Annotated in this window: 12 protein-coding genes; 9 read left to right on the top strand and 3 right to left on the bottom strand. The window is 69.9% G+C overall.

The annotated features are described in order from the left end of the window. Nucleotides 1-203 precede the first annotated feature (203 nt). Genes JOE57_RS15635 through JOE57_RS15645 form a run of 3 tightly spaced genes read right to left on the bottom strand, consistent with a single transcriptional unit; the run spans nt 204 to nt 4692 of the window. On the bottom strand, nt 204-2417 hold the full coding sequence (locus JOE57_RS15635) for a transglutaminase TgpA family protein (protein ID WP_204919448.1): 2214 nt from the start codon (nt 2415-2417) through the stop codon (nt 204-206). Beyond that, nucleotides 2417-3703 (bottom strand): DUF58 domain-containing protein, encoded by a 1287-nt coding sequence (locus JOE57_RS15640; RefSeq protein ID WP_204919450.1) that lies wholly within the window; start codon nt 3701-3703, stop codon nt 2417-2419. Before JOE57_RS15640 ends, JOE57_RS15635 begins: the two co-directional genes overlap by 1 nt. Nucleotides 3704-3705: 2 nt before the next feature. Next, the gene (locus tag JOE57_RS15645; RefSeq protein WP_239578972.1) at nt 3706-4692 is read right to left on the bottom strand and encodes an AAA family ATPase; all 987 of its coding nucleotides are present in this window, start codon (nt 4690-4692) and stop codon (nt 3706-3708) included. Nucleotides 4693-5030: 338 nt separating this feature from the next. Here JOE57_RS15645 and mraZ point away from each other — a divergent pair, with 338 nt between their 5' ends. From mraZ to murD, 9 genes are all read left to right on the top strand, one after another. After that, on the top strand, nt 5031-5459 hold the full coding sequence (gene mraZ, locus JOE57_RS15650) for a division/cell wall cluster transcriptional repressor MraZ (RefSeq protein WP_204919454.1): 429 nt from the start codon (nt 5031-5033) through the stop codon (nt 5457-5459). A gap of 214 nt (nt 5460-5673) precedes the next feature. Further along, on the top strand, nt 5674-5808 hold the full coding sequence (locus tag JOE57_RS19005) for a hypothetical protein (RefSeq protein ID WP_275588360.1): 135 nt from the start codon (nt 5674-5676) through the stop codon (nt 5806-5808). Beyond that, nucleotides 5805-6794 (top strand): 16S rRNA (cytosine(1402)-N(4))-methyltransferase RsmH, encoded by a 990-nt coding sequence (gene rsmH / locus JOE57_RS15655; protein WP_338041339.1) that lies wholly within the window; start codon nt 5805-5807, stop codon nt 6792-6794. The genes JOE57_RS19005 and rsmH overlap by 4 nt, the downstream gene beginning before the upstream one ends. Then, complete coding sequence (ftsL, locus tag JOE57_RS15660) at nt 6791-7486, top strand: cell division protein FtsL (protein ID WP_204919456.1); 696 nt, start codon at nt 6791-6793, stop codon at nt 7484-7486. The genes rsmH and ftsL overlap by 4 nt, the downstream gene beginning before the upstream one ends. 307 nt (nt 7487-7793) lie before the next feature. Next, nucleotides 7794-9512, top strand: coding sequence for a peptidoglycan D,D-transpeptidase FtsI family protein (locus tag JOE57_RS15665; RefSeq protein WP_420827703.1), 1719 nt, complete (start codon nt 7794-7796; stop codon nt 9510-9512). Then, nucleotides 9506-11038 carry a UDP-N-acetylmuramoyl-L-alanyl-D-glutamate--2,6-diaminopimelate ligase gene (locus JOE57_RS15670; RefSeq protein ID WP_204919459.1) on the top strand — a complete coding sequence of 511 codons (1533 nt, stop codon included), beginning with the start codon at nt 9506-9508 and terminating at the stop codon, nt 11036-11038. The genes JOE57_RS15665 and JOE57_RS15670 overlap by 7 nt, the downstream gene beginning before the upstream one ends. Next, nucleotides 11035-12486 carry a UDP-N-acetylmuramoyl-tripeptide--D-alanyl-D-alanine ligase gene (locus JOE57_RS15675; protein ID WP_204919461.1) on the top strand — a complete coding sequence of 484 codons (1452 nt, stop codon included), beginning with the start codon at nt 11035-11037 and terminating at the stop codon, nt 12484-12486. The genes JOE57_RS15670 and JOE57_RS15675 overlap by 4 nt, the downstream gene beginning before the upstream one ends. After that, entirely contained in the window at nt 12483-13553 is a 1071-nt protein-coding gene (mraY, locus tag JOE57_RS15680; protein ID WP_204919463.1) for a phospho-N-acetylmuramoyl-pentapeptide-transferase, read from the top strand. The genes JOE57_RS15675 and mraY overlap by 4 nt, the downstream gene beginning before the upstream one ends. Next, nucleotides 13535-15013, top strand: a complete 1479-nt coding sequence (gene murD / locus JOE57_RS15685) for a UDP-N-acetylmuramoyl-L-alanine--D-glutamate ligase (protein WP_420827685.1) — start codon at nt 13535-13537, stop codon at nt 15011-15013. Before mraY ends, murD begins: the two co-directional genes overlap by 19 nt. Nucleotides 15014-15026: the final 13 nt, after the last annotated feature.

Consider the following 15026-nt stretch of genomic DNA (forward strand, 5'->3'; position numbering starts at 1 on the left):
CCCTCGCAGCGCCACAACCCTCTCCCACAGCACCACCGATCTCACAGCACCACCGATCTGACACTGATACCGCACCACCCCACAGGCTGAGCGACCCTCCATCGAGGGTCGCTTTGTCGTCTGCCGCTTTCCAGTTCGGCTGCGTCTTGGGTGAGGCTCGCTGCGTCTGAAATTCGGCTGTGCCTTGCCGCCGAGACAGGGTGTCAGTCCCGGGCGCGGAACAGCCCACGGAACAGCGACCGGGGCGCCACAAAGGCCCACAGCCGCTGCCAGCCGGACCTCGGCTCGGCCAGCCCTCGACGGATCTCGTCGGTCATCTGGTTGATGTTCTGCACCGAGGCCGGGTCGTCGAAGCTGCGTGAGTAGCGGGCGCGTTCCACCAGCGTCGCCACCTGGGTCAGCGTCGCCGACTTGTCCTGATGCAGGCGGGTGGCGACCTCCGTCCCGATCATCCGAGGAGACCCCTCCGGCCAGGAGCCACCGAGGTCAACCAGGGTGTCCTTGATCTCGGCCCAGGCGGCCTCCACCCGCTCATCCGGCATCAGGCCGTCGGCCATCCGGGCGCTGCGGCGGCGGATCCGGATCGTCGCCGGCGACGCCAGGATCAGCAGCACCAACAGAGCGATGCCGCTGCCGGTCAGCGTCTTGCGCCACGGGAACCCGGCGGTCGAGTCGCCCGTGGTCGGGCCCTGGGTCGGAGCGACGGTCGGGTTGGGGCCGGCCGACGCGCGTTGGGTGGGCGACGTGCTGCTCGGTCGGCTGGTCGGGTCCTCACCGGCGTCACTGGGACCACGGACCGTCCACGACGGGGCCGACGCCACCGCCGGCGTCGGCTCGAACCGGACCCAGCCGAACCCGGAGAAATACAGCTCGGGCCAGGCGTGCATGTCGCGCACGGATACCTTGAAGGTGTCACCCTGCCGGTCGCCCGGTAGGAAGCCGACCGCGACCCGGGACGGGATCCCCACCACGCGTGCCATCATGGCCATCGAACCGGCGAACTGCTCGCAGTAGCCGCGCCGGTCCTTCAGCAGGAAGTTCTCCAGCGCCTGGTAGCCGGTGCCCGGCTGCGGCTCGGTGCTGTAGGTGAACCGGGCGCTGCGCAGGTAGGCCTGGATGGCGGCCGCCTTCAGTGCCGGGGTGGGCGCGTTCGCCGTCACCTGACGGGTCAGCTTCACCAGCGAGTCCGGCAGGTCGTTCGGCACGACGCTGGTCAGCGCGGAGTCGGTGGGCGTCCCCGCACTGGCCTGGGCGAGGTCCTCGCCGCTCGGATCGATGTCGACGCTCTCCACGGTGTAGGTGAGGTTGCGGATGCCGCTGCCCGACCTGGTCGAGTGCACGACCAGGGACTGCTCGTCCGACCCCCACTGGCCGGCGACCTGGATCCGGCGGGGCGCGTACGGCAGCGGCAGATACTCCGAACGGAAGTCGCCCACCGTAATGGTGGTGGTACGGCGCTTCGCCGGCTCCTGTCGCAGCCCCGGCACCGCCGGCAGCTGGTCGCCACGGTCGAGCCGGATCGTGGCGACCTGCCAACCGGCGTCACTGAACTTGGGGAGCGACGCCATTCGAAGGTAGACCCCGCCGGGCCGGTCGGTCGTGTAGCTCATCACCTGACGGTCGGTGGGCTGGTTCAGGTTGCGCCGCAGGTCCAGGGTGGGGTCGGCCAGCTCCAGCGGCCCGGAGCCGCCCTGGCCGCTGCCCAGACCCCAACCCGGCAGGCTCAGTGTCGGCATGATGACGCCGAGAGCGACAGTCAGCACCACAGCAGGGACGGCGATATAGCCGGCGGACCGCCAGACCACCGGCGCGGCGGTTCCCATGCCCTCGGCCGAGTCGCGGCTCAGGCCACGCGTCCACCGGGCGGTGGAGTTCAGACCTTCGGCCACCAGAATGCCGAGGTAGCCGACAGCCAGACAGCCGAAGCTGATCAGCCCGGTGTCGGTGCCGAGACCGATGGCCGGCACCAGGAACAGGGTCGCCGGCGGCGCGATCGCCCACACCGGGCGGCGGATTCCCGACACAAGCAGGTCGGTCATCACGGCGATCACGCCGATCGCGGACACGAAGATCAGCTTCACCCCGTTGTCGGGATCCATCGGGGAGGCCTGCGTCCGCATGTGCTCGGCCCCGGCGCCGTACAGACCGAAGAAGTGCTCGTACCAGGGCGCGGCAGGCGCCGGCATGGTGAGGCTGAGCGCGACCAGGACGACGCCGAGCAGCAGCAGCTGGGCGACCAGCACCGCGGGTGCGCTCAACCGGGCCCGGCGCATCAGCACGGCCACCACGCCGAGGGCGATGATGACGACCCAGCTGACGCCGAGGAACGAGCTGTCCTTGGTGAGCGGGGTCAGTGCGAACGTCGCCAGCATCACCGAGACGGCGACGGCGATCCCGGATCGGTCGGTGGCGTGCATCAGGCCACCGCCGACAGCTGCTCGAGGCCGCTCCACGCGTCGGCGACGGACATGCCGCGCTTGACCTCGATCACCCGCCACTGGTTGTCCCGCAGGATCTGGGCCGCGAGCTCCTGGGTCGCGCGCGCCTTGCGCTGGAGCTCGGAGGGTTCGTCAGCGGCCCGCGCCCGGTCGGCGAAGGTGTCGACGTCGAGCATGATCGCCAACCCCTGCGCCCGGTTGCGGCGGGCCCGGAGCAGGGCGTAGGCGTCGTCCGCACTGGTCCGGCCCATGATCGCGATCACCAGCTGGCCGGCCCGGTCCGCCGTTGCCGCCTCGACCGCGTAATGCATGCTGTGGGTCTGGCGGGCCCGCAGGTCCGTCAGCCGGCTGATCACCAGCTGGTGGCTGGCGGAGCTGTGCTGACCCATCGTGCCGGTGATGTGCAGCGGTCCGTCGGCCTCGTAGATCTCGATGCTGAAGCCGTCATCCAGGAAGTGGGTGGCGATCGAGGCGGCAGCCGAGATGGCCCACTCGATCGAGTTGTACATCCCCTGGCCGGCATGCGCGGAGGCCCGCGAGTCCAAGATGATGCTGGCGCTCGGATCCCAGGCCTGCTCCTCGCGCCGCACCATCAGGTCACCCCAGCGGGCCGTCGAGCGCCAGTGGATCCGCCGGACGTCGTCGCCGTGTCGATACTCCCGGACCAGGGCGTCGTCCTGACCGACGGTGCCGATCCGGTGCGGCCTGGCCTCGCCGGTGTTGCCGACCCCGCCGGCGGAGCGCATCGCCGGCAGCGGCACGATCTCGGGAGTCACCATCACCTCGGTCGTCGCCACGAACTGCCGGTCCAGCCGGACCAGGCCGAAGGGGTCGGTGGTGCGCACCCGCAGCGGGCCGGTGTGGAACCTGCCCCGGACCCGACCCAGCAGGGGATAGTCCACCTCCCGGCGCCAGCTCAGGTCGGCCTTGTCGACCAGGAAGCGGGGCCGGTTGCCGAGCTCGGGAGGCACCTGGTCCTCCAGCATCAAGATGCCGGCCGGCAGCCGCCCGTCCTGGCCGAGGGTGATGCTGCCCCGGATCGGGGACCCCAGCGACACCTGAGCCGGCTCCGCCGACCGCTCGCAGGACATCCGCAGCCTGGCCCTGGCGACCAGCACGCCGGCGACGACAGGCAGCACCGCCAGCAGCAGCCCGACCCGCATCACGTCACGTTGGCCGGTCGCCATGGCGATCAGCACGACCACGACCCCGGCGACGACGAACATCCGTCCCCGCCCGGTGAGCAGCTGCCAGGGTTTGCGCATCGTCAGGCTCGGTCGGGGATCTTCACCGCGTGCACCGCGTGGGAGATGATGTCGGCCACGCTGCGCCGGGCCAGCTGGGCGTCGGTGGACGGCAGCACCCGGTGCGCCAATACCGACACAGCCAGCGCGGCGACGTCGTCGGGGCTGACGTAGTCCCGTCCGGCCAACGCCGCGTACGCCCGGCTGGCCCGCAGCAGCTGCAGGGTGGCCCGCGGCGAGGCGCCCAGCCGCAGGTCATGGGAATGCCGAGTGGCGTTGACGATCTGGACGATGTAGTGCTTCACCGCCGGGCTGACATAGACGGTCTTGACCGCCTCGATCAGGCCGCGCACGGTCGCGCCGTCGGTGACCGGCTCCAGCTGAGCCAACGGGTCGCTGCTGCCGTGCGAGTCGAGCATGTCCAGCTCGGAGCTGGGGGTCGGGTAGCCCATCTCGATCCGGGCCATGAACCGGTCCCGCTGCGCCTCGGGCAGCGGATAGGTGCCCTCCATCTCGATGGGGTTCTGGGTCGCCACCACCATGAACGGCGCCTCCAGCAGGTAGGTGGTGCCGTCGACACTGACCTGGCGTTCCTCCATCGACTCCAGCAGCGCGGACTGGGTCTTCGGTGAGGCCCGGTTGATCTCGTCACCCACCACGATGTTGGCGAAGATGCCGCCCGGCTTGAACTCGAAGTCGTGGGTCTCCTGGTTGAAGACCGAGACGCCGGTGATGTCGGATGGCAACAGGTCGGGGGTGAACTGCACCCGGCGGACCGAGCAGGCGATGGACCGACCCAGGGACTTGGCGAGCATCGTCTTGCCGACTCCCGGGACGTCCTCCACCAGCAGGTGCCCCTCGGCGAGCAGCACCACCAGGGCCAGATCGATCGAGCTGCGCTTGCCCTCGATCACTCGCTCGATGGCGGTCCGGATCCGGCCGGCGATCTGCACCACATCCCCGAGGGAGTAGGTCGTGGCCTCGGCGCTCTTGTCGTAACTCAGACTCAACTGAACCCTCCGTGCCCGCGCCGACATGTCGGCTGTGTGACCAGTCGCCGACTGGGCCGGCGCGCACCTGCCACCAGCGGTGGCGTGCGTACTCATGCTATGCGCCCGTCCACAGAGCAGGGGGCGTGCACCAAAAGTACGCGGTGGGAGGGCAACCCACCCTGACCCCGCTTCGGTCGCGGCCACCCCGCACCAACCGGCGCGGTGCCTCCGCTCGGCCAGCCCAGCAACACACCGGGAGGCAGGGGGAGGGGAAAAGATGCCCAGTGGAGCAAAGTGGAGTACAGTGGCGCAAAGTGGAGCAGATCGGTCCTTAAGTGGAGCTAGGAGGTGCGTCCGTGTTTCTGGGTACGCACACTCCGAAGATCGACGAGAAGGGCCGGTTCTTCCTCCCGGCGAAGTTCAGGGACGAGCTCGCCAACGGCCTGGTGATCACGCGGGGACAAGACCGCTGCCTCACCATCTGGCCGATGGCGACGTTCATCCAGCAGACCGAACAACTCCAGAGCGCACCGACCAGCGTCAAGCGGGTCCGCGACTACCAGCGCATGCTGGCGTCCGGGGCCTCGGACGAGACACCGGACAAGCAGGGCCGCATCACCATCCCTCCCCATCTGAGGGCCTATGCGGGTCTCGACAAGGACTGTGTCGTGGTCGGAGCGATCAACCGGGTCGAGGTCTGGGACAGCGCCGCTTGGGCGGAGTACTCCACGCAGCAGGAATCGGCGTTCGCCGAGATGAACGAAGAAGTGTTCGAAGGACTGTGAGTCGGCCCACCCGACTCAGGTTCGAGAACCGAACGGCTCGTGTAGTGAGGCTTCAACCTGCAGGTCTGACTCCCTGGCACACCTTCCCCGGTGCCAGGTAGTACTTCCCGCAGGCCTCGGGTTGAAACCTCAAGACACGAGCCGTGCTGCACCACTCGGGGGAACCACCGAAACCGCAAGGCAACACCAAACCGCATGTAGGGCTGGGGTCGAGATGTCCGCACTGGAGACGAAGTCGCGCCGGATCAGGCACGACGCCCGAGATGGGGTAGCCGTCGCCGGACTGTCCCTCGCCGCCTCCACCGGTGCGACGCTGCTGCTCTGGGCCCTGGTCAGGTGGCTCGGGTGAATGGGTCCGAGGACCGGCACATCCCGGTGATGCTGACCGAGATCGTCGCCCTGCTGTCACCCGCTCTGCAGCCCGCCGCGGACGAGCCGGCCGGCTCCGGCGGGGATCACATCCTGGTCGACTGCACTCTGGGCCTCGGCGGACACGCCGAGGCTCTGCTACGTGCCTGCCCACAGGCCAGGCTGATCGGGCTCGACCGTGATCCGCAGGCGCTGGATCAGGCGCGGCGACGGCTGGCGCCGTTCGCCGACCGGACCACCCTGGTGGAGGCGGTCTACGACGAGCTGCCGGACGTGCTGGACGAGCTGGGTACGCCGCGGGTGCAGGCCGTGCTGCTCGACCTCGGCCTCTCCTCGCTGCAGATCGACCGGACCGAGCGCGGGTTCGCCTACTCCGTCGACGCCCCGCTGGACATGCGCATGGACGGCAAGCAGGCCAAGACCGCGGCCGAGGTCCTCAACACCTACAGCGCGGCCGACCTGGCCCGGATCCTCAGAACGTACGGCGAGGAGAGGTTCGCCGACCGGATCGCCAGGAGGATCGTGGCTGAACGTGAGCTCGAACCGTTCACGACCTCGGCCCGGCTCGTCCGGCTGCTCTACGACGCGATCCCGATGGCGGCCCGCAAGACCGGCGGACATCCGGCCAAGCGGACCTTCCAGGCACTGCGGATCGAGGTCAACGCCGAGTTGGAGGCGCTGGAGGCGGTACTGCCGGCGGCCATCGCGGCCCTTGCTGTCGGCGGCCGGATCGCGGTGCTCGCCTACCACTCACTGGAGGACCGGCTGGTCAAGCAGATCCTCCGGGTCAGGTCCACCGACCGGGCGCCCCGCAACCTGCCGGTGGTCCCCGCCGGGTTCGGCCCGGAGCTGAGGCTGCTGACCCGTGGGGCGCAGCGACCGACAGAAGAAGAAGCACGTTCCAACCCGCGGGCGGCTTCGGCCCGGCTGCGGGCAGCAGTACGAATCGAGGAGGCGGCCGCGTGAGCGCGTTGTGGGCACCCATCACCGGGTTGAGGGAATCGTTGTCGGAGCCGGCCATCCAGCCGAGGCTGAGACCGGTGCCGACGCTCGCTCCGAGGATGGCTCGGACACCGTTCGTGCTGGTGCTGATCGGCCTCTTCGGCATCGGGATGGCCGGGCTGTTGATGCTCAACACGTCGCTGCAGAACCAGGCCTTCGAGGCCCGCGCACTGAACCGTCAAGCGACCGAGCTGGCCTACACCGAGGCCACGCTCAGCCGTCAGGTGGCCGATCTGCGGGCGCCGCAGGAGCTCGCCCTGAAGGCCTCCCAGATGGGCATGCGGCCCAATCCCGAGCCGGCCTTCCTGGTGCTGCCCGAGGGCAAGCTGGTGGGCAAGCCGAAGAGGGTGGACGGCAACGAGGTCCCTAGCCTGATCGTCAAGACGCCCGAGCAGCTGGCCGCAGAGGCGGCCGCCGCCGAAGCGAAACGCAAGGCGAAGGCCGCCGAGGCCAAGCGGGAGGCGGCCGCGAAGGCCAAGGAGGCTGCCGCGAAGGCGAAGAAGGACGCTGCCGCGAAGGCGAAGAAGGACGCTGCCGCGAAGGCGAAGAAGGACGCTGCCGCCAAGACCGGGAAGGACGCCGCCGCCAAGGGCAAGAAGGATGCTGCGGCGAAGAAGGCGGGAGCTCAGAAGAAGCAGACGGAAGGGCGCGGCTGAGATGGCAACCGAACGTCGCCCACACCCGTCCCGCGCCGGCAGCAGCAAGGCCACCCCGCCCAGGAAGGCCGCTGGCTCGAGGAAGACGACTGAACCGAAGAAGACGAGCGCGACCAGGACCGCCAGGGCGCAGCGAGGTTCCGGCACCGGGGGACGGAGCACCGGCCACGGCTCGGCCGGGCCGCGGACGACAGCATCGGGTAGGACCGGGCTGCACAGGGCGGGGCAGCACAGGGCGGGGCAGCACAGAACAGGCCGGGGGAGGGCCCAGGAGAAGAAGTCCTACCGGGGTCCGCTGCGGATGCCCTTGGGCGACTCCGGCCGCCGGCTGCGGATGGTCATGCTGGCCCTGGCCATCGCCGTGTCGCTGTGCGCCGGCCGGCTGGTGCAGCTGCAGGGCTTCGACTCCTCGGCGCTGGCGGCCACCTCGGCGAGCCAGCTGACCCGCACCCTGCCGCTGCTGCCGTCCCGGGGCGACATCACCGACCGCAACGGCGAGGTGCTGGCGGCCACCGAGCCCGCGGTGGCGATCACTGCCGACCCGGTGCACACCGCACCGCACGCCGCCGAGATCACGACCGTGCTCTTGAAATACCTTGAGCTGGACCGGACCAAGACGATGGCGGCCCTGACGAAGCCCAACACCCGTTTCGTCTACGTGGCGAAGAAGGTCCCAGCGGCCACCTACACGAAGATCGCCGCCGAGCTCACCGACCTCGATCTCTACGGCATCTTCCGGGAGAGCGACCCGATCCGGACCTACCCGGCCGGTGCGGTCGGCTCCAACATCGTCGGTTTCGTCGGCGCCGACGGCCAGGGACTGGCCGGCCTGGAGTACGGCCGGAACACCGAGCTGGCCGGCGTGGAGGGCAAGGAGGTGTACGAGAGTGCACCCAACGGCAGCAAGATCCCGCTCGGCAGCAGCGTCGTCACCCCGGCAACGAACGGGGTGAACTACCAGCTGACCCTCGACTCGGAGTTGCAGTGGGTCGCCCAGCGACGACTGGCGGCCCAGGTCACCGAGTCGAAGGCTGACACCGGAACGGCGATCGTGATGAACGTCAAGACCGGCGAAGTGCTGGCGATGGCGAACTACCCGACCTTCGACTCCAACAAGCCGGGCAAGGCCGACGCCGAGGACCGCGGCAACCGAGCCGTCTCGGCGGCCTATGAGCCGGGCAGCGTGGAGAAGGTGCTCACCATGGCGGCTCTGATGGACTCCGGCGTCGCCAAGCCGGACACCAAGGTCCTGGTCCCCGGGCGGGTGTCCTCCGGCGGCGGCTACATCAAGGACTACTTCTCCCACGGCGACCTGCAGCTGAGGCTGCGCGGTGTCGTGTCCAAGTCATCGAACATCGGCACCGTGCTGCTCGCGCGGCAGGGCGACAAGGCGACTCTGCACGACTATCTCGCCCGCTTCGGTCTGGGCGCCAAGACCGGCATCGAGCTGCCCGGGGAGGCTGCCGGTCACCTGCCCGGACCCGACATGAAGGACTACACGCGCGACCAGATCTCGTTCGGTCAGGGACTGTCGGTCACCGCCATCCAGGAAGCGGCGGCGATCTCCGGGATCATCAACGGCGGCGTCTACCACCAGCCGACCATCCTGAAGTCGGCCAGCGACAGCACCGGTGCGTCGGTCCCGCTCGACCGGGCGGCACCGCGGCGGGTGGTGTCCGCGGAGACTTCGGCGAAGGTCCGCGACGTGATGGAGGCGGTCGTTGTCAACGACAGCACCCACAAGCTGGCGATCGACCGCTACCGGACCGGGGGCAAGACCGGCACCGCCGAGCGGGTCAACAGCAGCTGTGGCTGCTATCGGGGCTACACCGTGTCGTATGTCGGGTTTGCCCCTGCCGACAATCCTGAAATCATGACGTACGTGGTCGTCGACAACCCGCGCGCGGGTGACACGGGTAGCGGTGTGGCGGGCCCCGTCTATCACGACGTGATGGAGTTCGCCCTGTCCCGCTACTCGGTCCTGCCCTCGACCAGGAAAGCTCCCGAGAAGCCCATCGAATGGTGACGCCCCGGTCACTGCGCCCGCCGGAACCGCACCCGATCCCGTTGGGGTCGCTGTTCCCTGGCACGGACCGCCCAGACGTCGGGGTGTCCGGCATCACGCTCGACTCCAGGTTGGTCCAGCCGGGCGACCTGTACGTCGCCCTGCCGGGACGGTCGACGCACGGGGCCAGGTTTGCCGCGGCGGCGGTCGACGCCGGTGCCGCAGCCGTGCTGACCGACGCCGAGGGGGCGGCGCTGGCGGCCGGGTTGCCGGCCGCTGTCGTCGTTGTGGCCGACCCGCGCCGGGCGATGGCCGGGGCCGCAGCGGACATCTTCGGCCGGCCGAGCGAGCGGCTGACGATGCTGGCGGTCACCGGCACCAACGGCAAGACGACGACCAGCTACCTGCTGGAGGCGGCCCTCCGGGCCGCCGGACGGCGGCCCGGACTGATCGGGACGATCGGCTTCCGGTTGGACGGGCAGGCGCTGGAGTCGGCCCGGACGACCATCACCACGCCCGAGTCGCCGGAGCTGCAGGCCCTGCTGGCGACCATGCGGGAGGGCGGGGCCGACTCGGTCGTGATGGAGGTGTCCTCGCACGCGGTCGTTCTCGGCCGGGCCGACGCCATCACCTTCGACGTCGCCGGCTTCACCAACTTCGGCCGGGACCATCTCGACTTCCACGGCACCGAGGAGGCCTACTTCGAAGCCAAGGCGGAGCTGTTCACCGCAGCCCGCACCCGGCACGCGGTGGTCAACATCGACGACCCGCGCGGACGCCAGCTCGCCGACCGGGTCAGGGCCGGCGCGGCCGTCCGGCTGACCACGACCAGCCTGGCGCCGGGGGCCGACTTCTTCCCGGACCGGATCGAGCCACAGACCGACGGGTCGAGCCGGCTGGTGCTGACGACGCCGCTCGGCCAGCTCGACCTCGTCCTCGGCCTGCCGGGGGAGTTCAACATCGCCAACGCCGTCACCGCGGTCGCGATGCTGGCCGCGGTCGACGTCGATCTCGATCGCGCGGTCACCGGGCTGGCCGCGGCGCAGGTACCGGGACGGATGCAGCGCGTCGACCTCGGCCCTGAGGCGCCGACCGTGATCGTCGACTTCGCGCACACCCCCCAGGCGGTCGGTTCGGTACTGTCCTCGCTGGCCGGACGGCGCTGCATCGTCGTGCTCGGAGCGGGCGGTGACCGGGACGTGCAGAAGCGCGGACCGATCGGTGCCGCCGCGGCGCGCGGAGCGGCTGTCGTCATCGTCACCGACGACAACCCACGTACCGAGGAACCGGCGGCGATCCGGGCCCGTGTTCTCGAGGGTGCCCGGGAGGTGGCGACCTCGTTGACCGGTGGCGTCGAGGTGTTGGACGGCGGCGACCGTCGGTCAGCGATCCGGCTGGCTCTGCAACGGGCCGGTGTTCATGATGTCGTCGCGATTCTGGGCAAGGGCCACGAGGAGGGCCAGGAGGTCAGCGGCACCGTGCATCCGTTCAGCGACAGTGCAGTGGTCGAACAGGAGTGGAACGTCCTCAACGGAGGAGCGGCATGATGCCGCTCAGCGTGGCTGAGCTGGCCGCGGCAATCGGCTGTCCGCCACCGGCCACCGGCGCGGACGCCCAGGTGACGGCCGTGGTCATCGACTCCCGTGCGGTGGTGCCGGGAGCGGTCTTCGTCGCCTTCGCGGGTGAGCACGTGGACGGGCACGACTACGTCGACCAGGCCTGGCAGCGGGGAGCGGTCGCGGCCGTCACCGCGCGGCCGGTGTCCGGCGGGCCCTGCCTGGTCGTGCCGGACCCGCAGGCGGCGCTCGGCCAGATCGGCGCCGAGGTCGTGCGCCGTGCCAGACGCACCGGCCTGAGAGTCGTGGGCATCACCGGCTCGCAGGGCAAGACCTCGACCAAGGACCTGCTGGCTCAGGTGCTGGAGGCCGACGGCAGCACGATCGCCCCCCGAGGGTCACTGAACAACGAGATCGGTGTGCCGCTGACTGCGACCGGGGTCGAACCGAGCACGCGCTACCTGGTCTCGGAGATGGGCGCCCGCGGCGTCGGCCACATCGCCTACCTCTGTCAGCTGACGCCTCCCGACGTCGGTGTGGTGCTGAACGTCGGGCACGCCCACCTGGGCGAGTTCGGGAGCCAGCAGCGGATTGCGCTGGCCAAGGGCGAGCTGGTCGAGGCACTGCCGGCCGACGGCACGGCCGTGCTGAACGCCGACGACCCGCTGGTCTCCGCGATGCGGAACCGGACCCGCGCCCGGGTGCTCACCTTCTCCACCCAAGACCCGAGCGCCGACGTCTGGGCCGGTGACGCCGCCGGCGACGACCTCGGCCGGTACAGCTTCACGCTGCACGCCGGCGACCGGCGTGCCGAGGTCCGGCTGCGCCTGCTCGGCCGGCACCAGGTGCCTAACGCGGTCGCGGCTGCCGTGGCGGCAACGGCCCTCGGCGTCGACCTGGACCGGATTGCGTCCGCCCTCAGCGCTGCCGGGCTCCGGTCCCGCTGGCGGATGGAGATCTCCGAACGCCCCGACGGGGTCGTGGTGGTCAACGATGCCTACAACGCCAACCCCGACTCGATGCTGGCCGCCCTGCAGACCCTCGCCGAGTTGGGACATTCCCGCCGGCGTCGATATCCTCAGGCCCGGACCTGGGCAGTGCTCGGCGAGATGCTCGAGCTGGGCGACGGCTCGGAGGCCGAGCATCGCGCGATCGGCGCGGCTGCGGCAGCGCTGGGCATCTCCCGGGTCGTGGTCATCGGCGACGCCGCCCGGGGGATCAGCGTCGGAGCCGGCCGGCCGGACGCCCGAGACGGCGCCGGGCCCGGTCTGTCAGGAGAGGAAGCGTTGTTCGTTCACGACAAGGCTGCGGCGGTGCCCGTCCTCGTGGAGCGGCTGCGCGAAGGAGACATCGTCTTGGTGAAGGCCTCGCGTGGCGTGGGTCTGGAGACCGTCGCCGACGCCCTGCTGGCTGCTTCGGCGGTTGAGGCGAGCCGATGAAGGCGATCGTGTTCGCCGGCTGCCTGGGTCTGCTCGGCACTCTGCTGGGGACCCGGGTCGCGATCAGCATGCTGGTTCGGCGCGGCTACGGGCAGCTGATCCGTGATGACGGCCCGACCTCGCACCACACCAAGCGCGGAACACCGACGATGGGCGGCCTGGTCATCATCGCCTCGGTGCTGTTCGCCTACTTCGCCTCGCATCTGCTGACGATGACCGTCCCCTCCGCCTCGGCGATGCTGGTCCTCTTCCTGTTCACCGGGCTCGGGCTGGTGGGTTTCCTGGACGACTTCATCAAGATCTCCAAGCAGCGCTCGCTCGGTTTGCGGAGCAAGGCGAAGATGGCCGGCCAGGCGGTGGTCGCCATCGTCTTCGGGCTGCTGTCACTGCAGTTCCCGGACGAACGCGGCATCACCCCGGCATCCCAGTTCGTCTCGTTCCTGCGCGACATCCCGTTCCTCGAGCTGCCGATCGTGCTGGTGCTGATCTGGGTGCTGCTGCTGGTCGCCGCCGCCAGCAATGGGGTCAACCTGACCGACGGACTGGACGGGCTGGCCACCGGCGCCTGTGTGATGGTGTTCGGGGCGTACACCTTGATGAACATCTGGCAGTACAACCAGAGCTGCGCCTACACCGCCTCGGCCGGGCCGAAATGCTATGAGGTGCGCGACCCGTACGACCTCGCCGTCGTCGCTGTCGCGCTGGCCGGTGCCTGCTTCGGGTTCCTGTGGTGGAACGCGTCACCGGCGAAGATCTTCATGGGCGACACCGGATCGCTGTCGCTGGGCGGCGCGCTCGCCGGACTGGCGATCTTCACCCGGACCGAGCTGTTGCTGCTGATCATCGGTGGCCTGTTCGTGATCATCACCATGTCGCTGATCCTCCAGGTCGGTTTCTTCAAGCTGACCAAGGGCAGGCGTCTGTTCCGGATGTCGCCGCTGCATCACCACTTCGAGCTGCTCGGCTGGGCCGAGGTGACGATCGTGATGCGCTTCTGGATCATCGCCGGCCTGTTCGTTGCGGCCGGCCTGGGAATCTTCTACGCCGAATGGGTGGCAGGATCATGACTCGACTCAGCTGGTTGCCGACGGCCGACGGCGCGTCGCCCTGGCCGCAGGCGCACGTCGTCGTCGCCGGCATCGGCGTCTCCGGTTTCGCCGCAGCCGACGGACTGATCGAGTTCGGCGCCCGGGTCACGGTGCTCGACGACAAGGCCGACCAGGCCAACCGGGAGAAGGGCCAGCTGCTCGAGGTGCTGGGCGCCGACGTCCGGCTCGGTCCGGGCGCCACCGCCGCGCTGCCCGCCGACACGGACCTGGTGATCACCACCGGCTGGGCCCCGACGGCGCCGCTGCTGGTCGTCGCGACTCGTCGCCAGGTGCCGATCTGGGGTGAGGTCGAGCTGGCCTGGCGGCTCAGCCGACCACAGCGGCCGGTGCCGTGGCTGGGCATCACCGGCACGAACGGCAAGACCACCACCACCCAGATGCTCGCCTCGATCCTCTCCGCCGCCGGTCTGCGCACGGCCGCAGTCGGCAATATCGGCCGGCCGATCATGGAGACGGTGCTCGACCCGGAGCCGTACGACGTGCTGGCGGTGGAGCTGTCCAGCTTCCAGCTGCACTGGTCGAACTCCCTGTCGCTGCACTCGGCTGCGGTGCTGAACCTGCAGCCGGACCATCTCGAGTGGCACGGCGACTTCCAGGCCTACACCGCAGCCAAGGCCAAGATCTACCACGGTGTGCACGCCAGCTGCGTCTACAACGTGGCCGACCCCGCCACCGAACGACTGGTCGAGGAGGCCGACGTCGTCGAGGGTGCCCGCGCCATCGGCTTCACCCTGGGCACCCCCGGGCTGTCGATGCTGGGTGTCGTCGACGACCTGCTGGTCGACCGGGCGTTCGTCGAACAGCGCCGCGACTCCGCGCTGGAGCTGGCGAAGGTGTCCGACGTGTCGCCTGCTGCACCGCACAATGTGGCGAACGCCCTGGCCGCGGCCGCGCTGGCCCGCTCGTTCGGGGTGCCGGCCACGGCGGTCCGTGACGGACTGCGCAGCGTCGCTGTCGGGGGTCATCGGATCCAGACAGTGGCCAACCGGGACGGGGTCCGGTGGGTCGACGACTCCAAGGCCACCAACCCGCACGCCGCTGATGCGGCCCTGCGCGCCTTCGACTCCGTGGTCTGGATCGCCGGCGGACAGGCGAAGGGCACCACCTTCGACGACCTGGTGGTCCGGCACGGCAGCAGGCTGCGGGGGGCGGTGCTGCTCGGTGTCGACCGTGGCGTGATCGCCGACGCCCTTGCCCGACACGCGCCGGAAGTCCCCGTGATCAGGATCGAATCAACGGACACTAGTGCCATGGCTCAAGCCGTCGCCGCGGCTGCGTCCCTGGCCAGGCCCGGTGACGCCGTCCTGCTGACGCCGGGGTGCGCCAGTTTGGACATGTATACCGACTATGCCGCCCGCGGTGAGGCCTTCGCCCGTGCGGTCGAGGACCTCGACGAGTCCGGGCCGCGGTCCGGATGAGCCGGTGATCCGC

The sequence above is a fragment of the Microlunatus panaciterrae genome (assembly GCF_016907535.1).
GTDB lineage: Bacteria > Actinomycetota > Actinomycetes > Propionibacteriales > Propionibacteriaceae > Microlunatus > Microlunatus panaciterrae.

Excerpts from the sequence above, each read along its gene's own strand:
- JOE57_RS15640 (WP_204919450.1), bottom strand. The coding sequence starts at position 3,703 with ATGCGCAAACCCTGGCAGCTGCTCACCGGGCGGGGACGGATGTTCGTC.
- JOE57_RS15635 (WP_204919448.1), bottom strand. The coding sequence starts at position 2,417 with ATGCACGCCACCGACCGATCCGGGATCGCCGTCGCCGTCTCGGTGATG.
- JOE57_RS19005 (WP_275588360.1), top strand. The coding sequence starts at position 5,674 with ATGTCCGCACTGGAGACGAAGTCGCGCCGGATCAGGCACGACGCCCGA.
- mraY (WP_204919463.1), top strand. The coding sequence starts at position 12,483 with ATGAAGGCGATCGTGTTCGCCGGCTGCCTGGGTCTGCTCGGCACTCTG.
- JOE57_RS15670 (WP_204919459.1), top strand. The coding sequence starts at position 9,506 with ATGGTGACGCCCCGGTCACTGCGCCCGCCGGAACCGCACCCGATCCCG.
- JOE57_RS15675 (WP_204919461.1), top strand. The coding sequence starts at position 11,035 with ATGATGCCGCTCAGCGTGGCTGAGCTGGCCGCGGCAATCGGCTGTCCG.
- murD (WP_420827685.1), top strand. The coding sequence starts at position 13,535 with ATGGGTGGCAGGATCATGACTCGACTCAGCTGGTTGCCGACGGCCGAC.